The organism is Aeromonas sp. QDB11, assembly GCF_027705265.1.
Lineage (GTDB): Bacteria > Pseudomonadota > Gammaproteobacteria > Enterobacterales > Aeromonadaceae > Aeromonas > Aeromonas allosaccharophila.
The window spans coordinates 1-26,070 of the sequence record NZ_JAPDBM010000047.1; the positions used below are offsets into that span (position 1 = coordinate 1).

21 protein-coding genes and 1 pseudogene are annotated in these 26,070 nt (G+C 58.3%); 18 read left to right on the forward strand and 4 right to left on the reverse strand.

Translation table 11 applies throughout. From position 1 onward, the window contains the following. Together OKC40_RS15410 and ptsG are read left to right on the forward strand one after the other, a co-directional pair. Positions 1-219 (forward strand): annotated as a pseudogene (locus OKC40_RS15410) (IS4 family transposase); the annotation flags it as partial. 366 nt (positions 220-585) lie between these two features. Continuing rightward, positions 586-2,016, forward strand: coding sequence for a PTS glucose transporter subunit IIBC (gene ptsG, locus OKC40_RS15415; RefSeq protein ID WP_042058424.1), 1,431 nt, complete (start codon positions 586-588; stop codon positions 2,014-2,016). A 292-nt stretch (positions 2,017-2,308) separates the two neighbouring features. Here ptsG and OKC40_RS15420 read toward each other — a convergent pair whose 3' ends face one another. The 4 genes from OKC40_RS15420 to map all read right to left on the reverse strand — a co-directional run bounded on the left by OKC40_RS15420 (position 2,309) and on the right by map (position 7,333). Then, on the reverse strand, positions 2,309-2,692 hold the full coding sequence (locus OKC40_RS15420) for a DUF3461 family protein (protein WP_042657949.1): 384 nt from the start codon (positions 2,690-2,692) through the stop codon (positions 2,309-2,311). A gap of 127 nt (positions 2,693-2,819) precedes the next feature. Continuing rightward, entirely contained in the window at positions 2,820-3,647 is an 828-nt protein-coding gene (dapD, locus tag OKC40_RS15425) for a 2,3,4,5-tetrahydropyridine-2,6-dicarboxylate N-succinyltransferase (RefSeq protein WP_005338581.1), read from the reverse strand. Positions 3,648-3,821: 174 nt separating this feature from the next. Continuing rightward, complete coding sequence (gene glnD / locus OKC40_RS15430; RefSeq protein WP_270795852.1) at positions 3,822-6,458, reverse strand: bifunctional uridylyltransferase/uridylyl-removing protein GlnD; 2,637 nt, start codon at positions 6,456-6,458, stop codon at positions 3,822-3,824. A gap of 86 nt (positions 6,459-6,544) precedes the next feature. After that, positions 6,545-7,333 (reverse strand): type I methionyl aminopeptidase, encoded by a 789-nt coding sequence (gene map / locus OKC40_RS15435; protein ID WP_042058431.1) that lies wholly within the window; start codon positions 7,331-7,333, stop codon positions 6,545-6,547. A 370-nt stretch (positions 7,334-7,703) separates the two neighbouring features. On the opposite strand from map, the gene rpsB reads away from it, so the two are divergent. From rpsB to dnaE, 16 genes are all read left to right on the forward strand, one after another. Beyond that, on the forward strand, positions 7,704-8,432 hold the full coding sequence (rpsB, locus tag OKC40_RS15440) for a 30S ribosomal protein S2 (RefSeq protein ID WP_042058433.1): 729 nt from the start codon (positions 7,704-7,706) through the stop codon (positions 8,430-8,432). A gap of 104 nt (positions 8,433-8,536) precedes the next feature. Then, a complete protein-coding gene (gene tsf / locus OKC40_RS15445) occupies positions 8,537-9,418 on the forward strand; it encodes a translation elongation factor Ts (RefSeq protein ID WP_042058435.1) in 882 nt (293 codons plus the stop codon). Positions 9,419-9,489: 71 nt separating this feature from the next. Beyond that, positions 9,490-10,224, forward strand: a complete 735-nt coding sequence (gene pyrH / locus OKC40_RS15450; protein WP_033137947.1) for a UMP kinase — start codon at positions 9,490-9,492, stop codon at positions 10,222-10,224. 101 nt (positions 10,225-10,325) lie between these two features. Continuing rightward, entirely contained in the window at positions 10,326-10,883 is a 558-nt protein-coding gene (gene frr / locus OKC40_RS15455; RefSeq protein ID WP_033137948.1) for a ribosome recycling factor, read from the forward strand. 72 nt (positions 10,884-10,955) lie between these two features. Further along, positions 10,956-11,732, forward strand: a complete 777-nt coding sequence (gene uppS, locus OKC40_RS15460; RefSeq protein ID WP_042058437.1) for a polyprenyl diphosphate synthase — start codon at positions 10,956-10,958, stop codon at positions 11,730-11,732. A 27-nt stretch (positions 11,733-11,759) separates the two neighbouring features. Then, entirely contained in the window at positions 11,760-12,617 is an 858-nt protein-coding gene (locus OKC40_RS15465; RefSeq protein WP_033137949.1) for a phosphatidate cytidylyltransferase, read from the forward strand. Then, positions 12,617-13,813 carry a 1-deoxy-D-xylulose-5-phosphate reductoisomerase gene (gene ispC, locus OKC40_RS15470; RefSeq protein WP_270795855.1) on the forward strand — a complete coding sequence of 399 codons (1,197 nt, stop codon included), beginning with the start codon at positions 12,617-12,619 and terminating at the stop codon, positions 13,811-13,813. The genes OKC40_RS15465 and ispC overlap by 1 nt, the downstream gene beginning before the upstream one ends. After that, a complete protein-coding gene (gene rseP, locus OKC40_RS15475) occupies positions 13,813-15,165 on the forward strand; it encodes a sigma E protease regulator RseP (RefSeq protein ID WP_213392309.1) in 1,353 nt (450 codons plus the stop codon). The genes ispC and rseP overlap by 1 nt, the downstream gene beginning before the upstream one ends. A 34-nt stretch (positions 15,166-15,199) precedes the next feature. Further along, the gene (bamA, locus tag OKC40_RS15480) at positions 15,200-17,731 is read left to right on the forward strand and encodes an outer membrane protein assembly factor BamA (RefSeq protein WP_270795858.1); all 2,532 of its coding nucleotides are present in this window, start codon (positions 15,200-15,202) and stop codon (positions 17,729-17,731) included. Positions 17,732-17,880: 149 nt separating this feature from the next. Beyond that, entirely contained in the window at positions 17,881-18,393 is a 513-nt protein-coding gene (locus OKC40_RS15485) for an OmpH family outer membrane protein (RefSeq protein WP_005338563.1), read from the forward strand. 3 nt (positions 18,394-18,396) lie between these two features. After that, entirely contained in the window at positions 18,397-19,416 is a 1,020-nt protein-coding gene (lpxD, locus tag OKC40_RS15490) for a UDP-3-O-(3-hydroxymyristoyl)glucosamine N-acyltransferase (RefSeq protein ID WP_234603583.1), read from the forward strand. A gap of 24 nt (positions 19,417-19,440) precedes the next feature. Next, positions 19,441-19,902 carry a 3-hydroxyacyl-ACP dehydratase FabZ gene (gene fabZ, locus OKC40_RS15495; RefSeq protein WP_005338559.1) on the forward strand — a complete coding sequence of 154 codons (462 nt, stop codon included), beginning with the start codon at positions 19,441-19,443 and terminating at the stop codon, positions 19,900-19,902. Positions 19,903-19,907: 5 nt separating this feature from the next. Continuing rightward, positions 19,908-20,699: an acyl-ACP--UDP-N-acetylglucosamine O-acyltransferase gene (lpxA, locus tag OKC40_RS15500; protein ID WP_082034881.1), complete on the forward strand. Its 792-nt coding sequence runs from the start codon at positions 19,908-19,910 to the stop codon at positions 20,697-20,699. Then, complete coding sequence (gene lpxB, locus OKC40_RS15505) at positions 20,692-21,831, forward strand: lipid-A-disaccharide synthase (protein WP_163129110.1); 1,140 nt, start codon at positions 20,692-20,694, stop codon at positions 21,829-21,831. Before lpxA ends, lpxB begins: the two co-directional genes overlap by 8 nt. A gap of 118 nt (positions 21,832-21,949) precedes the next feature. Further along, positions 21,950-22,540 carry a ribonuclease HII gene (gene rnhB, locus OKC40_RS15510; protein WP_270795861.1) on the forward strand — a complete coding sequence of 197 codons (591 nt, stop codon included), beginning with the start codon at positions 21,950-21,952 and terminating at the stop codon, positions 22,538-22,540. A gap of 38 nt (positions 22,541-22,578) precedes the next feature. After that, entirely contained in the window at positions 22,579-26,058 is a 3,480-nt protein-coding gene (gene dnaE / locus OKC40_RS15515; RefSeq protein WP_270795863.1) for a DNA polymerase III subunit alpha, read from the forward strand. The last annotated feature ends 12 nt before the right edge of the window (positions 26,059-26,070 follow it).

Sequence of the window (26,070 nt, forward strand, 5' to 3'; positions counted from 1 at the left end):
GTGATGACAGGGAAGCTATCGATGTTGAAAGCGTCAAAGAACAGTACGACATGGTGGTTGCCGCTATTGGAAGCAGTAGCCCATAGAGCGCTGACAGAAATAAGGGAACGACTGGAATGGGCAGCTGATTATTTGGCTAAGAACGCCTGCCGAACCAAGCAGAGAAAATCGATACAGAACAGGACCTTGGAGGGCGTTTTAAAGGGGCTCAATGCTTAAGGTCCTGTAGATGAGACTGTAATAAATAAAAATGATGTGGTTACATTGAGTTACAATTGGTTTCTTAATGATGCAAGTTGCATTATTAAAATACAAAGTGAAACTGCAATTCATATATGTTTGTAATAGAGTGATGATGCCTATTACTAACTTATATTAACGTTGTTTTTTCGCTGCTAAACAAGTTGTGATCTTCCCTCCAAATTCAATATTCCCCCGCTTCCTAAAGCAGCAATTTATGACCCACTGGGTTATATTCTGATGGTCAAAATAAACAAGCCCGACTCGAAGATATCTGGATGAATCAGTGCTTATTTCATTCAGATAGATCGTTCAGGGAAGACAATCCATTCAGGAGCGCACACAATGTTCAAAAATGCTTTCTCTAATCTGCAAAAGGTTGGTAAGGCGCTGATGCTGCCAGTATCAGTCTTGCCGGTCGCAGGTATTCTGCTGGGGGTGGGTGCTGCCCACTTCAGCTGGTTGCCAGAAATTGTCTCCCAATTGATGGAGCAAGCTGGTGGTTCCGTATTTGGTCAGATGGCCCTGCTGTTCGCAGTGGGTGTTGCTCTGGGCTTTACCAATAACGACGGCGTATCTGGCCTGTCAGCCATCGTTGGCTACGGCATCATGGTCGCTACCCTGAAGGTCATGGCACCTGTGATGGGTGTTGAAACCATCGAGACCGGCGTACTGGGCGGTATCATGGCCGGTGGTATCGCTGCCTGGGCGTTCAACCGCTTCTACAAGATCCAGCTGCCAGAGTATCTGGGCTTCTTCGCGGGCAAACGTGCCGTACCCATCATCACCGGTTTCCTCTCCATCGGTCTGGGTGTGATCCTGTCCGTGATTTGGCCGCCAGTAGGTGGCGCTATCGGTGCCTTCTCTGATTGGGCTGCCAACCAGAACCCGGTCCTGGCCTTCGGTATCTACGGCGTAGTCGAGCGCTCCCTGATCCCGTTCGGTCTGCACCACATCTGGAACGTGCCGTTCTTCTATCAGGCTGGTACCTGCGTTAACGGCGCCGGTGAAACTGTTCACGGTATCATGACCTGCTTCCTGACTGCTGATGACGCTTCCCGCGCTGCCGGTAACGGCTTCGGTCAGCTGGCTGGTGGCTACCTGTTCAAAATGTTCGGTCTGCCTGCTGCTGCGTTCGCCATTGCTCACGCTGCCAAGCCGGAAAACCGCGCCAAGATCGTGGGTATCATGGCCTCTGCTGCCCTGACCTCTTTCCTGACCGGTATCACCGAACCGATTGAATTCTCCTTCCTGTTCATCGCTCCGGTGCTGTACGCCATCCACGCTGTACTGGCTGGTCTGGCTTATGTGCTGACCAACTCTCTGGGTATCGTACACGGTCACACCTTCTCCAACGGCTTCATCGACTTCGTGGTGCAATCTCCACGTGCCGACAACATGCTGCTGCTGGTAGGTCTGGGTCTGGTTTACGCTGCCATCTACTACGTCGTATTCAGCTTCGTTATCCGTGCCATGAACCTGAAAACTCCGGGTCGTGAAGACGAGACTGCTGAAGAGACCGTTGGTCACGGCAAAGACGAAATGTCTGCTGCGCTGGTTGCTGCCTTCGGTGGTAAAGAGAACATCGCTTCTCTGGATGCCTGCATCACCCGTCTGCGTGTTGGCGTGAAAGATGTCGCCAAAGTTGACCAGGCTGGCCTGAAGAAACTGGGGGCTGCCGGTGTGGTAGTAGCTGGTTCCGGCGTACAAGCCATCTTCGGTACCAAGTCTGACAACCTGAAAACCGACATGGACATCTGGATGAAGAGCAACTAATCCTGTTGCCTGAATATCAGAGTGTTTGAAGAGGGAGGCGAAAGCCTCCCTCTTGCTATTTGGGACTCTGGATAGTGCGAGTCGCTGTAGGTCTTATCGTGGCAGGAGTCGGGTTGCCCAAGGGGCGATGTGTAACGGGATGCGCCATGTCAGCGCAACTGTGGGTGTGCCTTGCTCACTTTATCGAACTCCCATTCTATCACCGGATGAGGCAGGCAACGGCTTAAAGTCAGCCAATAATCAACCAATAAAAAGAGCGCCATCAAGGCGCTCTGTTGTCGAGTGGGTAGGGTTAGAGTTTCTCCAGATCTCGCTCGATTTCGCTGATCTTGTTCTGCACCACTTTTTCCAGATGACGCAGGTCGCGCAGGATCTTCTGCTTGATGTCCGGATCGATCTCGACATGGACGCCTTGGGTCAGGTTGTCCAGCTCATCCACCACGTACTTGAGGTTGGCGTTGATCTCGGTGACATCCTTGTACTCATGGGTACCGGAGTCGACCAGCATGGTCTTGCGCTGGCGCGGATACTTGAATTTGACACTCTTGGCGAAGAACTCGCCCTTCTGCTTCTTGAAGTAGATCTTGAGGATGTCGTGGTTGGCCTCCTGGCGCAGGGTATAGCTGTCGACGGAGGCGGGATCCTGGATCCCCAGGCTCTTCAGATTCTCGTACATCGGGCTTCCTCGGTTTGAAACGATCCTGTCCCGATTATCTTAACCGATGCCTGATGGCTTGCCTGTGACAGGGGCGCCAAAATCAAAAGGGCGCCATCAGGCGCCCTTTTCAGCACAGCAATGCTGATTACTCGTCGATGGAGCGCAGCAGGGCGTTGATGCCGACTTTGGCACGGGTCTTGGCATCGACCTTCTTGACGATCACCGCCGCGTAGAGGCTGTATTTGCCGCATTTGGAGGGCAGGGAGCCGGAGACGACCACGGAGCCAGCCGGTACGCGGCCGTAGTGGATCTCGCCAGTTTCGCGGTCATAGATGCGGGTGGACTGGCCGATGAAGACGCCCATGGAGATGACGGAACCTTCCTCGACGATGACCCCTTCAACCACTTCGGAGCGGGCACCGATAAAGCAGTTGTCTTCGATGATGGTCGGGTTGGCCTGCAGTGGCTCCAGTACGCCGCCGATGCCGACGCCGCCGGAGAGGTGGACGTTTTTACCGATCTGGGCGCAAGAGCCGACGGTGGCCCAGGTGTCGACCATGGTGCCTTCATCAACGAAGGCGCCGATGTTGACATAGGAGGGCATCAGCACGGTATTGGGGGCGATAAAGGAGCCTTTGCGGGCGGTTGCCGGCGGCACCACGCGCACACCCGCTTCCTTGAACTGCTCGGCGGTGTAGTTGGAGAACTTGAGGGGAACCTTGTCGTAGTACTGGGCATCGTCGCCCTTGATGATGCCGTTGTCGTTGATGCGGAAGTAGAGCAGTACCGCTTTCTTCAACCACTGATGGACAACCCACTCACCGGCGATCTTCTCGGCAACCCGCGCCTTGCCGGAGTCCAGCAGGTCGATGGCTTGCAGGATGGCGGACTTGGTGGCGCTATCCACGGAGCCCGGAGTAATGGTGTCGCGGCGCTCGAAGGCCGCTTCAATGATCTGTTGCAACTCGGTCATGACAGGTTTCCTTTAAAAAATTCTGTTTGTTGTATCACACTTTTCCGACTGTTTTTAAGGGGTTGACCGGAATTCTTCCGGCCAGCGGCCATTTCTTCGCCCGGTGTGTGCCAACCAGTTGTTTGGCATGGCAAAAAACGCCCGACAACCAGCCTCTTTCGAAACATGGCTCGCTTAATCCAGCACCGAGTGCTGGGGGTTGAGCTGGTGTACCAGCCGCTCTTCCAGCTGCTGTTGCTGCTCGGCGGTCAATGGCTCGCCATCGAGGCTGGTCAGGCTGAAAAAGTCCTCGACCCGCTCACCGAAGGTGGCGATTTTGGCGGCGTGCAGCGACAGCCCGCACTGCTGGAATACCGCGCCGATCCGCGCCAGCAGACCGGGGGTATCGAGGGCGGTCAGCTCCAGCAGGGTGTGACGGCTCTCCCCTTTATGGGGCAGGAAGACCACCCGGGTCGGCACGCTGAACTGGCGGTGGCGCCGCGACAGCGGCTTGTTGCGCAGCACCAGCTTGCCCGGCTCCTGCAGCGCCTTCTCCAGTGCCGTCTTGATGGTGGCGGTGCGGTTGGGGCTGATGGGCTCGCCGCTCGGCTCCAGCACCACGAAGGTGTCGAGCACGAAGTTGCTGCGCGAGTTCATGATCTGGGCGTCGTGGATGTTGAGGTTCTTCTGATCCAGCGCCGAGGCGACGGTGGCAAACAGATTCGGGGTATCGCGGCAGTAGATAAACACCTCGCTGCCGCCGCGGGTCGGGTGCTTGCCGATAATCACCAGCGGCGCCGGATTGTCGCCATGTTCGATGATATGGCGGCAGTGCCAGGCGATCTGCTCCGGGCTGTGACGCAGGAAGTAATCCGCCTTGAAATCGGCCCAGAGCTGGTTGATCGCCTCTTCCGATATATCCCGCTGTGCCATGAACTGCTTGGCCTGACGCTGGTTTTCGCGAATGCGCAGCCGCATGTCGGGCGGGTTCTCCAACCCCTGGCGCAGCGCCTTCTGGGTCGCGAAGTAGAGCTCCCGCAGCAGGGTGCCCTTCCAGTCATTCCACAGGGTATCGTTGGTGGCGCAGATATCGGCAACGGTGAGGCAGTAGAGCAGGTCGAGATGCTGCTCGTCGCGCACCTTCTGGGCGAAGTCGGTCACCACGTCGGGGTCGTAGATATCGCGGCGCTGGGCGGTGACCGACATCAGCAGATGGTGGCGTACCAGCCAGGCGACCAGTCGGCTCTCGTAGCGATCCAGACCGTGCAACTGGCAGAACTCCAGCGCATCGACGGCGCCGAGTTCCGAGTGATCGCCGCGCCGCCCCTTGGCGATGTCGTGGAACAGGGCGGCGATGCTGAGCAGCTCCGGTTTGCGCAGCCGGGTGAACACCTCGTGGCAGAGCGGGTGACTCTGGCGACTGGCCGGATTGGGGAACTGGTGAATGTTCTTGAGCAGTCGGTGGGTGTGCTCATCCACCGTATAAGCGTGGAACATGTCGAACTGCATCTGGCCGACTATCAGGTTCCACTGGGGTAGATAGGCGGCGAGGATGCCGTACTTGTGCATCAGGGTGAGCGGCAGGCCGATACCGTTGGGGTGGCGCAGCAGCGCCATAAACAGGCGACGGCAGTCGGGCAGGTCCTGCAACCAGCAGTTCAGTTTGCGGCGTGCCTCGCGCAGCTGGCGCAGGGTGGCCGAGTGGATGCCCGCAATCTCGGGATGCTGGGCCATCTGATAGAAGAGGCGCAGGATGGCGGCCGGTTCCCGGGTAAACAGCTCCGCATCCACCGCATCGATGAGGCGGCCACGGAGCTGGAACTCGTCGGAGAGGCGGCGCACATCCATGGCGGTGTTGCCGAGAATAGCCTCGTCAAACAGCTGCAGCAGCATCTCGTTGAGCTCCGAGACCCGCCGCACCGTCTGGTAGAAACGCTTCATCATCTGCTCGACCGGGGTGTTGCCTTCCCCCTCGAACCCCAGCATCTGGGCCACGGTGCGCTGGCGATCGAACAGCAGCCGGTTGTCCCCCTTGTTAATCGCCATATGCAGGGCAAAGCGCACCTTCCAGAGGAAATTCTGGCAGTCGAGCAGCTCGCGGTACTCGGCGCGGTTGAGAAAACCGTGGCTGGTCATCTCGAATAAAGTGGTGGCGCCAAAGTGGCGGCGGGCGACCCAGGCGAGGGTCTGAATGTCGCGCAGGCCACCCGGATTGCTCTTGAGATCGGGCTCCAGCTTGTAGGCGGTGCCGAGAAACTGCTGATGGCGCTCCGCCTGCTCCTGCCGTTTGGCGCGAAAGAAGGCTTCACTCGGCCAGAAGTGCTGGGGGCCGGTCGCCTCTTTCAGTTGCCGGAAGCCCTCTTTGCGACCGGTGATATAGCGCGCCTCGATCAGGTTGGTAGCCACCGTGATATCGGCGCGCCCCTGCTCGAGACACTCCGCCACGTTGCGCACCGCCTGACCCACCTCCAGCTTGAGATCCCACAACAGGGTGATGAACTCGCCGATGCGCAGCCCCAGTACCTCGTCCAGCTCGTCGCCGTCATAGAGGATCAGCAGGTCGATATCGGAGTGGGGGTGCAGCTCGCCGCGGCCATAGCCCCCCACCGCAATGAGGGTAAGGTCGCTCTTGTCGAAGCCGAACTTCTGCCAGAGGCGGCAGAGCAGCTGATCCATGTACTCGGAGCGGGTGGCGACCAGCTCTATGATGTTGTCACCGGCATCGAAACGGGCGTGCAGCCAGCCGAGGAAGCGGCTCAGGTACTCTTTGCAGTTGTCGCGGGTGAGCTGGTCATCGGGTAACAAATGAGGGGAAAGCAGGCTGGCGTCCATGGCATCTCACACGCAAGTGGCAGGCAAATGGCAGAAGCAAAAGTAAAAACCCCGGCGCTTTGGGAGTTCAGGGCCGGGGTTCGATGTTAGCTGTGTTTGATGAAGCGGTCGATAGTGTCATCGGGGCGTAGGGTGAGCACCTCGCAGCCATCCTCGGTTACCAGCAGGGTGTGCTCCCACTGGGCGGAGTCGCCGCCATCCTTGGTGGTCACGGTCCAGCCATCCTTCGGATTGACCTTGCAGTGATACTTCTTGCTGTTGACCATGGGCTCGATGGTGAAGCACATGCCCGCTTTCAGCTCCTGCTTGCCGCTGTTGCGGTAGTGGAGGATCTGCGGCTCTTCATGGAATTCGGCACCGATGCCGTGACCGCAGTAGTCACGTACCACGGAGAAACCGGCCTTCTCGACGATGGGCTGAATAACGGCGCCAATTTCGGTAATGCAGGCACCCGGACGCACCGTCTTGATGGCAGCATAGAGGCTCTCTTGCGCCACTTTGCAGAGCTGGCGGCGCAGCGGGGTGGTCTCGCCCACGATGAACATGGCCGAGGTATCGCCGTGGTAGCCATCCTTGATGACGGTGATATCCAGGTTGATGATGTCGCCATCGCGCAGCTTCTTGTGATTCGGGATACCGTGGCAGATCACATCGTTCACCGAGGTGCAGATGGATTTGGGGAAGCCGTGGTAGTTGAGCGGAGCCGGAACCGCCTGTTGTACGTTGACCATATAGTCGTGGCAGAGGGTGTTCAGTTCGTCAGTGGTGACGCCAGCTTTGACATGGGGCGCAATCATGACCAGCACATCGGCGGCCAATTGGCCGGCAACGCGCATCTTTTCAATCTCTTCCGGTGTCTTGATTTTAATGGACATGGGATCTCTCTTGCGGCCTGCCGCTGGGCCTGCGAGGGCAGACAGGACAGGTAATGAAAAATAGATGCGTTTGCAATCAGGGCAAAATTTTATCCGCAACCCCCGCGTACTTCCAGTGTGATTGTCATCACAACGTCAAATCAGCGTCGCAGCATCCTCTGGCGGGATCCATATTTACACCCGTTTCGGGTGTCGGCCGGTGGTGTCCTGAGCAAAGTTATGGTATAAAGCGCGCCGGAATGGGGAACTTGCGTCCACCATTTCATCACCCTTAATCAATAACACACACACATCGACACATATACCGGGGTGCCTTAACAGGTCGGTTATATGGGATGTGTGGAGGCCTAACCCCATACAGAGGTATAAAATGGCTAAAGTTTCTATGCGCGACATGCTGCAAGCCGGCGTTCACTTCGGTCACCAGACTCGTTACTGGAACCCGAAAATGAAATCCTACATCTTCGGTGCCCGCAGCAAGGTTCACATCATCAACCTGGAAAAAACCGTTCCGTTGTTTGACGATGCCATGAACTTCATCAGCTCCGTAGCTGCCAAGAAAGGCAAGGTACTGTTCGTAGGTACCAAGCGTGCCGCGTCTGAAGCCGTCAAAGAAGCCGCTGAGCGTTGCGACCAGTTCTATGTAAACCACCGCTGGCTGGGCGGTATGCTGACCAACTGGAAAACCGTTCGTCAGTCTATCAAGCGCCTGAAAGATCTGGAAACCCAGAGCCAGGACGGTACCTTCGAAAAGCTGACCAAGAAAGAGGCGCTGATGCGTACTCGCGAAATGGAAAAGCTGGAGAAGAGCCTGGGTGGTATCAAGAACATGGGCGGCCTGCCTGACGTTCTGTTCGTTGTCGATGCCGACCACGAGCATATCGCTATCAAAGAAGCCAACAACCTGGGTATCCCGGTAGTTTCCATCGTTGATACCAACTCCAACCCGGACGGCGTTGACTATGTCATCCCGGGTAACGACGACGCTATCCGTGCCGTACAGCTGTACCTGAATGCTGCTGCTGACACCGTACTGGAAGCTCGCGCTCAGGACATCGTTGTTCAAGCCGAACAAGATGGCTTCGTTGAAGCTGAGTAATTGATAAGGACTGTAAAGCCCTTATTAACCAAGCTGATGTAATTGGTTAGCAGGGGCCCTTGTGGCCCCTGTTTCTTGTCAATTCAAGACCGAGGATACTGGACATGGCTAACGTTACTGCCGCCCTGGTAAAAGAACTGCGCGAGCGCACTGCCGCTGGCATGATGGATTGCAAAAAAGCACTGGAAGAAGCTGCTGGTGATATCGAGCTGGCAATTGAGAACATGCGCAAATCCGGTCAGGCCAAAGCCGCCAAGAAAGCGGGCCGTATCGCCGCTGAAGGCGTTATCTTTGCTCGCACCGAAGGCAACGTTGCCGTCATGATCGAGCTGAACAGCGAAACCGACTTCGTCGCCAAAGATGCCAGCTTCATGGCAATGGGCCAGAAGATCGCTGACATCGCTGCGACCCAGAAAATTGCTGACGTTGACGCGCTGAAAGCCGCTGACTTCGGTAACGGCGAATCCGTCGAGCTGACCATCACCAACCTGATCGCCAAGATCGGTGAGAACATGAACCTGCGTCGCGTGATGCTGGTTGAAGGTGACAACCTGGGTACCTACGTTCACGGTTCCCGCATTGGTGTTATCACCAAGCTGACCGGTGGTTCTGCCGAGCTGGCCAAAGATCTGGCCATGCACGTTGCAGCCAACAGCCCGCAATTCGTCAAGCCTGAAGATGTGTCTGCTGATGTCGTTGCCAAAGAGCGCGAAATTCAGATCGACATCGCCATCAACTCCGGCAAGCCGAAAGAGATCGCCGAGAAGATGGTTGAAGGCCGCATGAAGAAGTTCACCGGTGAGGTTTCCCTGACTGGTCAACCGTTCGTGAAAGATCCTTCCATGACCGTTGCCGAGCTGCTGAAGAAAGAAGGCGCTGACGTTGTCTCCTTCACCCGTTTCGAAGTGGGCGAAGGCATCGAGAAGCAAGAGACCGATTTCGCTGCTGAAGTTGCAGCCCAAATCGCGGCCGCTCAAAAGGCCTAATCGAACCGGTTTTTCCGTTTCCCCAGACCGCGACTTATGTCGCGGTCTTTATATGACCAGGAATCAGTGACATGAGTACCAATCCCAAACCTGCATACAGACGTGTTCTTCTGAAGTTGAGTGGTGAAGCCCTGCAAGGATCCGAGGGTTTCGGCATTGATCCGGCGGTGCTGGAGCGTATGGCCCAAGAGATCAAAGAACTGGTTGAGTTGGGTGTTCAGGTCGGTCTGGTCATCGGTGGCGGCAACCTGTTCCGTGGTGCCGGTCTTGCCAAAGCGGGCATGAACCGCGTGGTGGGCGACCACATGGGTATGCTGGCAACCGTGATGAACGGTCTGGCCATGCGTGATGCCCTGCATCGTGCTTATGTGAATGCCCGTCTGATGTCTGCCATCTCCCTGCAGGGCGTCTGCGACTCCTACAGCTGGGCCGAGGCAATCAGCCAGCTGCGTGCTGGCAAAGTCGTTATCTTCTCTGCCGGTACCGGCAACCCCTTCTTCACTACCGATTCTGCGGCTTGCCTGCGCGGGATCGAGATCGAAGCTGACGTGGTGCTCAAAGCCACCAAGGTTGATGGTGTATACAACGAAGATCCGGTCAAGAATCCGGATGCCGTGCTGTATCATGAACTGAGTTATGATGAAGTTCTTGAAAAAGAGCTCAAGGTGATGGATCTTGCTGCCTTTACCCTGGCACGTGACCATGATCTGCCGATCCGCGTGTTCAACATGAACAAACCGGGCGCCCTGCGCCGGGTCATCATGGGTGAACCGGAAGGCACTCTGATCCACCACGTTGGTAAATAAGATAAAAGTGAGCCACCTGGCACTCTTATCCTATCCATCACGTCAGTAAATAAGATAGACACGGGCCGTGTAACGGCTCGTTCGCCAAAAGGAAAACCACTGTGATCAACGAGATTAAAAACGACGCCAAGGACCGTATGGGCAAGAGCGTAGAAGCGCTCAAGACCCAAATGTCCAAGATCCGTACCGGCCGCGCTCACCCGAGCCTGCTCGACGGCATCCAGGTTGAGTACTACGGTGCAGCCACTCCGCTGAAACAGTTGGCCAACGTCGTGGCAGAAGATGCTCGCACCCTCTCCATCTCCATTTTTGACCGCTCCATGATCCAGGCGGTAGAGAAGGCGATCCTGACCTCCGATCTGGGCCTGAACCCGTCCAGCAATGGCCAGACCCTGCGCGTGCCGCTGCCGCCGCTGACCGAAGAGCGCCGTCGCGATCTGACCAAGATCGTCCGTGCCGAAGCGGAAAACGCCCGTGTTGCCGTGCGCAACATCCGTCGTGACGCTAACGCCGACCTGAAAGCGCTGCTGAAGGACAAAGAGATCTCCGAGGATGACGACCGTCGTGCCCAGGAAGAGATCCAGAAGCTGACCGACTCCTACGTCAAGCTGGTCGATGAGGCCCTTGCCGTAAAGGAGAAGGAGCTAATGGAAATCTAACCGTCTGAAAGGTATATTACGAGCGCCGTGTAGTGCCCCTGCACGGCGCTTTTGTCTTTGTGGGAGAATTACATGTCGCTTTTGGCTGCGTTGGGTGATTGTGCCAACTCGTCTTTACCCCGTCACGTCGCCATCATCATGGATGGTAACGGTCGCTGGGCCCAGAACCGAGGCAAGATGCGGGTTTATGGCCACAAGGCGGGCGTCAAGTCAGTGCGCGAGGCCGTTACCTTTGCTGCGCGTGCCAAGATCGAGGCATTGACCCTGTTTGCATTCTCCAGCGAAAACTGGCGCCGCCCGGAAGGGGAGGTCAGTGCCTTGATGGAACTGTTCATCACAGTGCTGGGTCGTGAGGTGCAGAAACTGCACAGCAACGGGATCCGGCTCAAGGTGATTGGCGATACTGCTCGCTTTAGTGAGCGTTTGCAGGCCAAAATCGCCAAGGCGGAAGCCTTGACCGCCAATAACAAGGGGTTGACCCTGAACATTGCAGCCAACTATGGCGGCCAGTGGGATATCGCCCAGGCGGCCCGCAAGCTGGCCAAAGCGGTCGCGGCCGGTGAACTGGCCGCTGACGACATTGATGAGTCCATGCTGACCCGCGAGGTTTGTATGGCCGATCTGCCACCCGTGGACCTGTTGATCCGTACCGGTGGCGATCATCGCATCAGCAACTTTGTGTTATGGCAGCTCGCCTATGCCGAGCTCTATTTTACCCCGGTATTGTGGCCCGATTTCAACGAGGCCGAGTTCAGTGAGGCTGTCGCCTCTTTCGTTGCCCGCGAGCGTCGCTTCGGTTGCACCGGTGAACAGATACGGGAATTGATCGCCGAGCAGCAGACCGGCTAAACCCCGCTCCCAAGAGAGAGGTTTCTTTTGCTAAAACAACGAATTATTACTGCTTTGATGTTGATCCCCCTGGTGTTGGGGGCGCTCTTCTTTCTGCCATTGAAATTTTTTGCCCTGTTGGCTGCGCTGGTGTTTTTGTTGGCCAGTCGCGAATGGAGTGGGTTTGTCTGTGCTGCCCCGCAGCAATGGTTGCCCATCGTATTTTGTCTGTTGCTCGGTGCCAGCCTCTTTTGGCTGCCGGTGGAGCAACTCTGGACGCCTCACCTGCACCCCCTGGTGATGGGCGTGCTCTGGACCGCGGTCAGCTGGTGGCTGCTGGGTCTGCTGCTGGTGTTGCGTTATCCCCAGAGCGCCAAGCTGTGGAAAGAGTCTATCTGGCTCAAGTCGCTGTTTGGTCTGGTGACCCTGGTGCCCTTCTTCTGGTCGCTGGTCGCCATCCGTGGTTACAACTTTTACCATGACCCCATGATGGGCGCCTGGATCCTGTTGTTCGTGATGGGACTGGTCTGGGCGGCAGATTCTGGCGCGTATTTTTTCGGCAAGGCGTTCGGTAAACACAAGCTGGCGCCCGCCGTCAGTCCGGGCAAAACCATCGAAGGGATGTGTGGCGGCCTCTTTACCGCCAGCCTGCTGGCCATCGGTGTCACCTGGTCGATGGGATTTGTGCCTGCCAAGATGATCACCGTGCTGTTTTGCTCCCTGCTGGCGGTGCTTGCCTCCGTACTCGGTGATCTGACCGAGAGCATGTTCAAGCGCGAAGCGGGCATCAAGGATTCCGGCACCCTGCTGCCGGGTCATGGTGGCATTCTCGACCGGATCGACAGCCTGACCGCCGCCCTGCCGGTGTTTCTGCTCAGTTATCTGCTACTCAGTCAGGAGTTTTGATGCACAAGTCACTGGTTATTCTGGGGGCCTCCGGCTCCATTGGTCAGAGTACCTTGAAAGTGCTGCGCCATAACCCGGGCAGTTGGCAAGTGTTGGCGTTGACCGCTGCCCGCAACGTGGATGCCATGTTGCGGGACTGTCTCGAATTCTCCCCCCGTTTTGCCGTGATGGTCGATGAGGAGGCCGCCCGTGAGCTGGCCGCCCGTCTGAAAGCGCACGGCAGTGTGACCCGGGTCATGTCTGGTGCCACCGCCCTCTGCGAGGTGGCCGCCCATCCCGATGCCCATAGCGTGATGGCCGCCATCGTCGGTGCGGCCGGTCTGGCCCCGACCATGGCCGCGGTGCGTGCCGGCAAGCGCATCTTGCTGGCCAACAAGGAGGCGCTGGTGATGTCCGGTGCTTTCTTCATGGAGGCCGTGCGCGAGCATGGCGCCGAGCTGCTTCCCATCGACAGCGAGCACAATGCCATCTTCCAGTGTCTGCCGACCTCCGTGCAGCGCCAGCCAGGTTTTTGCAATCTGGCTGCGGCGGGGATCAGCAAGATTTTGCTGACCGGTTCCGGCGGCCCGTTCCGTTACAGCGAGATCAGCGAGCTGGCGAAGGTGACCCCGGCGCAGGCCATTGCGCATCCCAACTGGTCGATGGGGGCCAAGATTTCGGTCGACTCCGCCACCATGATCAACAAAGGGCTGGAGTACATTGAGGCGCGCTGGCTGTTCAATGCCGCTCCCGAACAGATCCAGGTGGTGATCCATCCGCAGTCGGTGATCCACTCCATGGTGCAGTACAAGGATGGCTCCGTGCTGGCCCAGCTTGGCAATCCGGATATGTGTACCCCCATCGCCCATGCGCTGGCTTATCCCAATCGCATCCCCTCCAGTGTGGAACCTTTGGATTTCTTCAGTGTCGGAGAGTTCAGCTTTATCCGGCCTGATTACGATCGCTACCCCTGTCTGGCGCTGGCCATCAATGCCTGCCAGAAGGGACAAGCGGCGACCACTGCGCTCAATGCGGCCAACGAGGAGGCCGTTGCCGCCTTCCTGGCCGGGCGCATCGGTTTTATGGATATTGCCCGGATCAACGAGGCTGTGATGCTGGCGCTGGAGAGCAGCGCCGTCGGCTCGCTCGATGATCTGTTTGCCCTGGACGGTGCGGCAAGAGCCCGTGCTCACACTTTGATTGAGGAGCTTGGCTGATGGGCGGTGTTTTGTGGAATATCGGTGCCTTTGTTGTTGCGCTGGGCCTGCTGGTCGCGGTGCACGAGTTTGGTCACTTCTGGGTGGCCCGTCGCTGTGGCGTCAAGGTTGAACGTTTCTCCATCGGCTTTGGCAAGGCGATCTGGCGCCGGATGGGCAAGGATGGAACCGAATATGTGCTGGCGCTGATCCCTCTCGGTGGTTACGTCAAGATGCTCGATGGCCGGGTCGATGAACTCAAGCCCGGTGACGAGCAGTATGCCTTCAACCACAAGAGTGTCTGGGCGCGAATGGCGATTGTCGCCGCAGGCCCCATGGCCAACTTCGTGTTTGCCCTGTTTGCCCTCTGGCTGATGTTTATCATCGGGGTGCCGAGCGTCAAGCCGGTGATCGGTGAAGTACGTCCGGCCTCCATCGTTGCCGAGGCGGGTGTGCTGCCCGGGATGGAGATTGTCGGGGTCGGCGATGAACAGACCGGTGACTGGGAGAGCGTCACCTACGCCCTTATCAGCCATCTGGGTGATGAGGCGGTTACCCTCAAGGTGCAGGCACCCAATACCAGCTACGCCACCGACAAAACCTTGTCGCTGACCGGCTGGACCTTCGATCCGGATAAAGAGTCGCCCATCGGCAGTCTGGGGATCGTCCCCCTGAGTGGCAAAGTGCTGCCAGTCGTGGCTGCCGTGGTGGCCAAGAGTGCCAGTGAAAAGGCGGGGCTGCAGGTCGGTGACCGCATCAAGCAGGTCGGCGATCAGCCAATTACCGCCTGGACCCAGTTTGTCGAGCTGGTGCAGCAGGCACCGGGCGAACCCCTGCAAGTGGTGGTTGAGCGCAACAACAGTGATCTCAACGTGACCCTGACCCCGGATAGCCGCAAGGTGCAGGGCAAGCTGGTTGGATTCGTCGGCCTCTCGCCGCAACTGGTTCCATTACCGGATGAATATCGAATTCTGTTACAGTATGGGCCTTTGCAGGCGCTGTGGCAGGGGGCCGACAAAACCTGGAGCCTGATCACGCTCACCTTTGACATGATCGGCAAGCTGGTAGCTGGCATAGTGTCGCTGGACAACCTGAGCGGCCCCATCTCCATTGCCAAGGGCGCCGGCAGCAGTGCCGACTATGGTCTGGTCTATTTCTTGAGTTTTCTGGCGCTGATCAGCGTCAACCTGGGGATTATCAATCTGTTCCCCCTGCCGGTGCTCGATGGTGGCCATCTGGTCTATTTCCTGATCGAAGCGGTCACCGGCAAGCCGGTATCAGAGAAAATACAGGAAGTGGGTTTCAGGATCGGCGCCGCCATTCTGATGTTATTGATGGGCATTGCGCTGTTTAACGATTTCGCTCGCCTCTGAGGCCAGAGCATCAACAAGGACACATAAGAACAAAATGGCTGTTAAAAAAGCATTGGTGTTGAGTTGCCTGCTGGGTGCCAGTTTCCTGGCCCAGGCGGCCCCTGCCTCTTTTGTGGTGCAAGATATCCAGGTCGAAGGTCTGCAACGGGTGACCCTGGGTGCCGCACTGTTGAACCTGCCGATCCGGGTCGGCGATACCGTCGACTCCGTGGCTCTGGCCAGCGCCATCAAAAAGCTCTATGCCTCGGGTAACTTCGAGGATGTGAAGGTTTACCGTGACGGTCAGGTACTGCAGGTGATGGTCAAGGAGCGTCCGACCATCTCCAGCATCGAGTTTGCCGGCAACAAGGATATCAAAGAGGAGCAACTGACCCAGAGTCTGGAGTCCTCCGGTATCCGTGTCGGTGATCCGCTGGATCGCACCGTGCTTACCTCCCTCGAGAAGGGACTGGAAGATTTCTACTATGGCGTGGGTAAATACTCCGCCAAGGTCAAGGCCATCGTCACCCCGTTGCCGCTCAACCGGGTTGACCTCAAGTTCACCTTCGTGGAAGGGGAAGCGGCCAAGATCCAGCAGATCAACATCGTCGGCAACAGCGTCTTCCCGGAAGACAAACTGATTGCCCAGCTCTCCCTGCGCGACGAAGTGCCCTGGTGGAACTTCACCGCCGATCAGCGCTATCAGAAGCAGAAGCTGGCCGGTGATATCGAGACTCTGCGCTCCTACTACATGGACCGCGGCTATATCCGCTTCCAGCAGGAGTCTACCCAGGTCTCCATGACCCCCGACAAGAAGGGCGTCTATGTCACCCTCAACATCAAGGAAGGGGATCAGTACAAGGTCTCCGGTGTCCAGCTCAAGGGGGACCTGATCGATCGCGGTGGCGAGATGAAGGGGTTGATCCCGATCGCTGCCGGCAGCACCTACTCCGCCAGCCAGGTGACCCATACCGAAGAGGTGCTCTCCAAGTTCCTCGGCCGTTACGGCTACGCCTATCCGAAAGTGGTCACCTTCCCGCAGGTCAATGACCAAACCAAGGAAGTGGAGCTGATCGTCAACGTGGAACCGGGCCCCCGTGTCTATGTGCGCAAAATCAACTTCAACGGTAACGCTACCACTGAAGATCAGGTGCTGCGTCGCGAGATGCGTCAGATGGAAGGCACCTGGCTCTCCTCCGATAATATCGAGCAGTCCAAGAGCCGTCTCAACCGTCTTGGCTACTTCGAGAGCGTGGAAGTGGATACCAAGCGAGTGCCGGGCAACGATGACCTGGTTGACCTCGACTTCAAGGTCAAGGAGCAGCCCGCAGGCTCCATCAACGCCGGTATCGGTTACGGTACCGAGTCAGGTCTGAGCCTGCAGGCGGGGGTCTCTCAGGACAACTTCATGGGAACCGGCAAAAAGGTCTCCATCAACGCCAGCACCAACGACTACTCCAAGAACGTTGACCTGAGCTACAACGATCCCTACTTCACCGTGGATGGTGTCAGCCTGGGTGGTCGGGTCTACTACAACCAGTTCCGCGCCGATGATGCCGATATCGTCGATTACGAGAACGAAACCATCGGTTTCCGTCTCTCCAGCGGCTTCCCGGTCAACGAGTTCAACCGTCTCGACTTCAGTACCGGTATCGAGAGCACCAAACTGAGCCGTCCGTCGTTCAATGCCCAGAACTATCAGGAGTGTCTGAAGGACAACCCGGATAGTGATGGTAATACCTATTGCTGGGATCAGTGGAACGACAACCGCCAGTCGGTGCAGATGGATCAGTTCTGGAATGCCTATTCACAGGATGGCGCTAACCTCGACTTCGTGACCGTCGATCTGACCGCTGGCTGGACCCGCTCCACCCTGAACAAGGGGATGTTCCCGACCGCGGGTGACCGCCAACGTGTCAACGCCAAGGTAACCGTGCCGGGCATGGAGCTGCAGTACTACAAGCTCTCTGCCGAAGATGCCCACTACTTCCCACTCGATGCGGATCACAGCTGGGTGATGATCGGCAAGGGGCGCGTCTCCTACGGTAACGGTTATGGCGATGACGCCATGCTGCCGTTCTTCGAAAACTACTATGCCGGTGGTTTCGATACGGTTCGTGGTTTCAAGAGCAACACCATTGGTCCCAAGGCGATCTACAAGACCTACACCAAACCGGGCTCAGGGACTTGTACCGGCAATCAACCTTGCGAGACTGGCAGTTACGAGGGTTCCGATACCTCGGTGGGTGGCAACGCGCTGGCTGTTGCGTCACTGGAGCTGGTGTTCCCGACCCCGTTCGTTTCCGAAACCTATCGTCCGCAGATCCGTTCCACCGTCTTTATGGATGCAGGTACGGTCTGGAGCACCGATTTTGCCAACGGTGCCTATCCTTGCGCCGCCGGTGCTGATTGCAACTATCTGAGCCAGGACTACTCCAACCCGGGCAATATCCGGGTCTCGGCCGGCGTCTCCCTGCAGTGGCTCTCGCCCATGGGCCCGCTGGTGTTCGCCCTGGCCAAGCCGATCAAGCAATACGAAGGGGATCGCACCGAGTTCTTCTCCTTCAACATCGGTCGTACTTTCTAAACAGAGTATCGCCCCCACCCATGCGGTGGGGGTCTTCAATGATGGGACGCGCGGTATGCGTGCCTCACCAGGTAACAAGACGGTCCTAACGCCGCTTGCATAATCGGGTAAATCAGGTAGCCCTCGCCATGAGGGAACAAGGAGTAAGTGTGAATAAAGCGTTGAAAGTAGCTGGTTTGAGCTTTGCACTGATGGCTGCCGGCATGGGTTCTGCCTTCGCTGAGACCAAGATCGCCGTGGTGGATATGGGCGAAGTCTTCCAAAAGCTGCCCCAGCGTGAAGCCGTTGCAGCCAAGCTGAAAGGCGAATTCGAGCCGCGCATGCGTGAGCTGCAGAAGCTGGAACAGGAAGGCCAGAAGCTGGTCGAGAAGTTCCGCAAGGATGAAGCCTTCATGAGCGCCGAGCAGAAGAAGCAGAACCAGGAGAAACTGGCCAAGCTGCAGATGGAGTTCAACCAGAAGCGTCAGGCGTTTGAACAGGACAACGGTCGCCGTCAGTCCGAAGAGCGCAACAAGATCCTGACCAAGGTACAGGCAGCCATCGACTCCATAGCCAAGAGCAATGGTTACGATCTGGTGCTGGAGCGCAACGCCGCCCCGTATGCCGCCAGCAAGCTGGACATCTCCGGCCAGGTTATTTCTCAGGTAAGCAAGAGCAACTAATTGATGGCATTCACTCTCGCACAGCTGGCCCAGCAACTGGGGGCCCAGGTCCATGGCGACGGAACCCTGGAAATCCGCAAGGTAGCGACACTGGAAAAGGCCGGGAAGGGGGATATCACCTTCCTGTCCAACAAAAAGTACCGGCACTATCTGGAGCAGAGCAAGGCGACCGCCGTGCTCATTACAGAAGCGGATCTGCCATTTTGTCCCACCAATGCCCTGGTGCTCAAAGACCCCTATGTGGGCTTTGCCCGGGTAGCCCAACTGCTGGACACTACCCCGCAGCCGGCCACGGATATCCATCCGAGCGCCGTCATCGCGGCTGACGTGCAACTGGGCGAGAGAGTGGCCATCGGCGCCAATGCAGTGATCGAATCCGGCGTCGTGCTGGGTGACGATGTACGCATTGGCCCGGGCTGTTTTGTTGGCAAAGATACCCGGCTGGGAGCTCGCTCCCGGCTGTGGGCCAACGTCACCCTCTATCACAATGTGACCATGGGTACCGACTGTCTGGTTCAATCCGGCACAGTGATCGGGGCCGATGGTTTCGGTTATGCCAACGAGCGTGGCGAGTGGATCAAGATCCCCCAGCTCGGCGGCGTGACCATTGGCAACCGGGTCGAGATCGGTGCCTGTACCACCATTGACCGCGGTGCGCTGGAAGATACCCGCATCGCTGACAACGTCATCATCGATAACCAGTGCCAGATCGCCCACAACGTGGAGATCGGTTACGGCACCGCCGTGGCGGGCTCCACCGTGATGGCTGGTAGTCTCAAGGTCGGCAAATATTGTATCATTGGCGGCGCTTCCGTCTTTAACGGGCATATGGAGATCTGCGACCAGGCCACCGTCACCGGTATGGCCATGGTGATGCGACCCATTACCGAGCCCGGTGTCTACTCTTCCGGCATCCCTCTGCAAACCAATAAAGAGTGGCGCAAGACCGCCGCCCGGGTGATGCGTATCGACGAGATGCACAAGCGGTTAAGCAAGCTTGAGAAGAAGCTGGATCAAGAATAATCACGATTGGTATAGGGTACTGTTTTGACTACTGAAAAGAAGAGCCTGGGTATCCAGGAAATCATGGATCTGCTGCCCCACCGTTATCCGTTCCTGATGGTGGATCGTGTGGACGACTACGAGATCAGCGATGAGCGCAAAACTCTGCGCGCCATCAAGAACGTCTCGTTCAACGAGCCGATCTTCCAGGGGCACTTCCCGGCCAAGCCGGTGTTCCCGGGCGTACTGATCCTGGAAGCGATGGCGCAGGCCACCGGTATCCTGGCCTTTACCATGGTGGGCAAGCCGTCTCCCAACGAACTCTATTATTTTGCCTCAATCGACAACGCTCGCTTCAAGCGCCCGGTCGGCCCCGGTGATCAGCTGGTGCTCGACGTGGAGTTCCTGAAAGAGCGTCGCGGTATTGCCAAGTTCACCGGTGTCGCTACCGTCGACGGTGAAGTGGTCTGTACCGCCGAGCTGATGTGCGCCAAACGCGAGGTTTAACACACGTGATCGACCAGACTGCCATCATTCACGATACTGCCATCGTCCATGAGTCTGCCGTGATCGGTAAAGGGGTTGAAATCGGCCCCTTTTCTGTCATCGGCGCCGAGGTGGAAATCGGTGACAACACCTGGGTAGGTTCCCATGTGGTGATCAAGGGCCCGACCAAGATTGGCCGTGGCAACAAGATCTTCCAGCACACCTCCATCGGTGAGGATTGCCAGGACAAGAAGTACGCCGGTGAGCGCACCTTCCTCGAGATTGGTGACAACAACGTCATTCGCGAGAACTGCACCTTCCACCGTGGCACCGTTCAGGATCAATCTCTGACCAAGGTGGGCAGCGGTAACCTGTTCATGGTCAACGTCCACGTTGCCCACGACTGCATCATCGGTGACAACTGCATCTTCGCCAACAACGCCACCTTGGCGGGCCACGTGGTGATCGGTGACTTCGTGATCTTTGGTGGTCTCTCCGCCATTCACCAGTTCGGCCGTGTCGGCTCCCACGCCTTCGTCGGCGGCTGCGCCGCCCTGAACAAGGATGTGCCGCCCTACGTGATGGCTGCCGGTAACTACGCCAAGCCATTCGGGGTCAACTCCGAAGGGCTGCGTCGTCGCGGTTATACGCCCGAGGCCATCTCTGCCGTCAAGCGTGCCTACAAAGAGATCTTCCGCTCCGGCAAGACCATCGAAGAGGTGCTGCCGGTGCTGATCGAGATGGCGCAAGCCGAGCCGGCCGTCCAGCTCTATGTGGACTTCCTCAAAGACAACGAGCGCGGGATCATCCGTGCCTGATCCGGTTCGCATCGGTATCGTCGCCGGAGAGGTCTCCGGCGACATTCTGGCTGCCGGTCTGGTGCGCGAGCTGCAAGCCCGTTATCCGGATGCGCAGTTCGAAGGGATTGCCGGGCCGCGGATGCAGGCCCTCGGCGTCAAGGCCCTGTTCGAGATGGAAGAGCTCTCCGTCATGGGGATCACCGAGGTGCTGGGCCGTCTGCCGCGCATCCTCAAGGTCCGTCGCGAACTGCTGCGCCACTTTATCGCCAATCCGCCCGATATCTTCATCGGCGTGGATGCACCGGATTTCAATATCGGAGTGGAGCTGAAACTGCGCCGCGCCGGTATCAAGACGGTTCACTATGTCAGCCCCTCTGTGTGGGCCTGGCGCCAGAACCGCATTCACAAGATCAAGGCCGCCACCGACATGGTGCTCGCCTTCCTGCCGTTCGAGAAAGCCTTCTACGACCGTTTCGACGCCCCTTGCCGCTTTGTCGGTCACACCATGGCGGACGATATTCCGCTGGTGCCGGATCAGGCCGCCGTGCGTCGCAATCTCGGTATCGATGCCAATCGCCGCTGGCTGGCGGTACTGCCGGGCAGCCGCACCGCAGAAGTGGGCTTTATGTCCCCCCTGTTTCTCGAGGCGTGCAAACACCTGACGGTGCGCTATCCGGATCTCGGTTTTATCGTACCGCTGGTCAACCAGAAACGGCGCGAACAGTTTATGGCCATCAAGGCCGAGCTGGCGCCGGATCTCGAGATGGTGCTGCTGGAAGGGCAGGGCCGTGAGGCGATGATCGCCGCCGATGTGGTGATGCTGGCCTCCGGCACCGCAGCGCTGGAAGCCATGCTGGTGAAAAAGCCGATGGTTGTGGGCTACAAGCTCAAGCCGTTCAGCTACTGGCTGGCCCAGCGACTGGTGAAGACCGAATTTGTCTCTCTGCCCAACCTGCTCGCCGGTCGCATGCTGGTGCCGGAGCTGATCCAGCACGAGTGCACCCCCGAGAATCTGGTGGAGGAGGTGAGCAAGTACTTCGAGCACGACAACAGTGCGCTGGTCAACACCTTTACCGAGTTGCACCAGCTGATCCGCTGCAATGCTGACTCGCAGGCCGCCGACGCGGTGGCTGATCTGCTCGGCAGATAACGCTATTTCGGACCGTCGATTGCGCTGCGCCACCCGTTAATCCGTTTTCGAGCGGTAATGTCGCGCCAGTCGACCCCTGTCAGGCCCCACGGGGCCTGTTTTGATTCAAGGCTACAAGATGATGATCGATATTCCTGACGACAAGCTGGTTGCCGGTGTGGACGAAGTGGGCCGTGGCCCGCTGGTGGGTGACGTGGTCACCGCTGCGGTCATTCTCGATCCCGCCAACCCCATTGTCGGGCTGGCTGACTCCAAGAAGCTCTCCGAGAAGAAACGGCTGGCGCTGTTTGACGAGATCAAAGAGAAGGCGCTTGCCTGGGCGATCGGTCGCGCCACTCCGGAGGAGATCGACGAGCTCAACATCCTGCATGCCACCATGCTGGCGATGCAGCGCGCCGTGGCGGGATTGAGGGTCACCCCCGAGCTGGTTTTTATCGATGGCAACCGCTGTCCAGCGCTGCCGATGGAAGCGCGCGCCGTGGTCAAGGGCGATAGCCTGGTGGCCGCCATCAGCGCCGCCTCGATCCTCGCCAAGGTGACCCGCGATGCGGAGATGACCGAGCTGGACAGCCGCCATCCCGAGTATGGCTTTGCCCGTCACAAGGGTTATCCGACCGCTGAGCACCTCGCCATCCTGGCCGAGCGGGGCCCGCTGCCCGAATATCGCAAGAGCTTCAAACCGGTGTGCCGCGCACTGGGGATCGAGTAGACCATGCCATTTAGTTTGAGCAGCGAGAGGAGATGACGATGGCTGAACCCCGTTTTATCCACCTGCGAGTCCACTCCGACTTCTCCATGGTCGATGGCCTGCAGAAGATCAATCCCATCGTCGGGGCTGCCGCGGCCAACAACATGCCGGCGCTGGCGCTGACCGATCAGATGAACATGTGCGGTCTGGTGCGCTTCTATGGTTCGGCCCACGGCAAGGGGATCAAACCCATCGTCGGTGCCGACTTCTGGGTGCAGAGCGATGAGCTCGGCGACGAGCAGTTCCGTCTCACCCTGCTCGCCATGGACAACGACGGCTACCAGAACATCACCCTGCTCATCTCCCGCGGTTACCAGCGCGGCCACGTACAGGGGCGGCCGGTCATCGACAAGAGCTGGCTCGCCGAGCATGCCAAGGGGGTGATCGTCCTCTCCGGCGGCCGCGAGGGGGATGTGGGCAAGTTCCTGCTCAAGGGCAACCGGCAGATGACCGAGCAGTGTGTCGCCTTCTATCAGACCCACTTCCCCGATGCCTACTACCTCGAGCTGCTGCGTACCGGTCGACCCGACGAAGAGGTCTATCTGCACATGGCGGTGGCCATCGCCACCGAGTTCGCACTGCCGGTGGTGGCCACCAACGAGGTGGTGTTCCTCAACGCCGATGACTTCGACGCTCACGAGATCCGTGTTGCCATCCACGATGGCTATACCCTGATGGACAAGCGCCGCCCCCGTCGCTACAGCCCGCAGCAGTACCTGCGTAGCCAGGAAGAGATGGCGGAGCTGTTTGCCGACATCCCCGAGGCGCTGGAGAACACGGTGGAGATCGCCAAGCGCTGCAACGTGACGGTGCGCCTCGGTGAATACTTCCTGCCGAACTTCCCGACCGGCGACATGACCACCGAAGATTTTCTGGTGGCCAAGTCGAAAGAGGGTCTGGAGGCGCGACTCGAGTTCCTGTTCCCGGATCCTGCCGTGCGCGCTGCCAAGCGCGGCGAGTACGACGAGCGTCTCGACATCGAGCTGAAAGTAATCAACCAGATGGGCTTCCCGGGTTACTTCCTCATCGTGATGGAGTTTATCCAGTGGTCCAAGGACAACGGCATTCCCGTTGGCCCGGGCCGGGGCTCGGGTGCGGGCTCCCTGGTGGCCTATGCCCTCAAGATCACCGACCTCGACCCGCTGGAATTCGACCTGCTGTTCGAACGTTTCCTGAACCCCGAGCGGGTATCCATGCCCGACTTCGACGTCGACTTCTGCATGGATCGTCGCGACGAGGTGATTGAGCACGTCTCCGAGATGTATGGCCGGGATGCGGTGTCCCAGATCATCACCTTCGGCAGCATGGCGGCCAAGGCGGTGGTGCGGGACGTGGGCCGGGTATTGGGCCACGCCTATGGCTTTGTGGATCGCATCTCCAAGCTGATCCCGCCGGATCCGGGCATGACCCTGGCCAAGGCATTCGAGGCCGAGCCCAAGCTGCCCGAGCTCTACGAGCAGGATGAGGAGGTCAAAGACCTCATCGACATGGCCCGTCGCCTCGAAGGGGTGGTGCGCAACGCCGGTAAACACGCCGGTGGCGTGGTGATCGCGCCCACCAAGATCACCGATTTTGCGCCGCTCTACTGCGATGACGAGGGCCATCACCCGGTCACCCAGTTCGACAAGAACGACGTGGAATACGCCGGTCTGGTGAAGTTCGACTTCCTGGGTCTGCGAACGCTGACCATCATCGACTGGGCGCTCGGCATGATTAACCCGCGTCTTGCCAAAGAGGGCAAGCCGCCGGTCGACATCGCCGCCATCCCCATCGATGACAAGAAGTCGTTCGACCTGCTGCAACGCTACGAGACTACCGCGGTATTCCAGCTGGAATCCCGTGGCATGAAGGATCTTATCAAGCGGCTGCGCCCCGACTGCTTCGAAGACATGATCGCACTGGTGGCCCTGTTCCGACCGGGCCCGCTGCAGTCAGGCATGGTGGATAACTTCATCGACCGCAAGCACGGTAATGAAGCGATCTCCTATCCGGACGAGAAGTGGCAGCACGAGAGCCTGCAACCGATTCTGGAACCGACCTACGGCATCATCCTCTATCAGGAGCAGGTGATGCAGATCGCCCAGACCCTGGCGGGCTACACGCTCGGCGGGGCGGACATGTTGCGTCGTGCCATGGGTAAGAAAAAGCCCGAGGAGATGGCCAAACAGCGGGCCGGTTTCGAAGAGGGCGCCATCAAGAACGGCGTCGACGGCGAGCTGGCGATGAAGATCTTCGATCTGGTGGAGAAGTTTGCGGGCTACGGCTTCAACAAATCCCACTCCGCCGCCTATGCGCTGGTCTCCTACCAGACCCTCTGGCTCAAGACCCACTTCCCGGCCGAGTTCATGGCAGCGGTAATGACCGCCGATATGGACAACACCGACAAGATCGTGACCCTGGTGGATGAATGCCAGCGTATGGGGCTGACGGTGATCCCGCCGGATGTGAACACCGGTCGCTATCGCTTCTCGGTCAACGAAGATGGCCATATCGTCTACGGCATCGGGGCGGTGAAAGGGGTCGGTGAAGGCCCCATCGACGCGATTCTCAGCGCCCGGGATCAGGACGGCCCGTTCCGCGATCTGTTCGATTTCTGCAACCGGGTCGACATCAAGAAGCTTAACAAGCGGGTGATGGAGAAGCTGATCCTCTCCGGCGCCATGGATCGGCTTGGTCCCCACCGCGCCGCCCTGATGGCGACGCTGGAGGAGGCGATGCGGGCCGCCGAGCAGCACGCCAAGGCGCAGGCGGTGGGGCAGGTCGACATGTTCGGCGTGCTCACCGAAGAGATTGACGACGTCAAGAAGGCGTTTGCCAATGTGCCGCACTGGCCTGACAAGGTGTGGCTGGAAGGGGAGCGCGAGACCCTCGGGCTCTATCTCACCGGTCACCCCATCAACCAGTACAGCGGCGAATTGCGTCGTTATACCTCGGGCCGCCTGTGCGATCTGCATCCCACCTCCCGCGATACCGTGACCACGGCGGCGGGGCTGGTGATTGCGGCCCGCAGCATGGTGACCAAGCGTGGCAACAAGATGGGGATCTTCACCCTGGACGACCGTTCCGGTCGCCTCGATGTGACCCTGTTCAGTGAAGCGCTGGAAAAATATGAAGAATTGATGCAAAAAGACCGCATTTTGGTGGTTTCTGGACAGGTCAGCTTTGATGACTTCTCCGGTGGCCTTAAAATGTCGGCTCGAGAATTACTGGATATCAACGATGCGAGGGAACGTTTTGCCAGAGCAATCCGCATCTCCCTCGATGAACAGCGGATTGATGATCGCTTTTTCCCGCGTTTGTGCGAGATTTTGGAGCCCGCCCGTGCCGGAGTCTGTCCGGTTCAGGTAAACTATCGTCGCCCCGGCTCCCGGGTGCGATTGACGCTCGGTACCGAGTGGCGGGTGACGCCCACCGATCAACTGATAGATGACTTGCGAGTCCTGCTTGGACGAGAGCGGGTTGAATTGGTTTTTGATTAGAGGTTCTAAGGC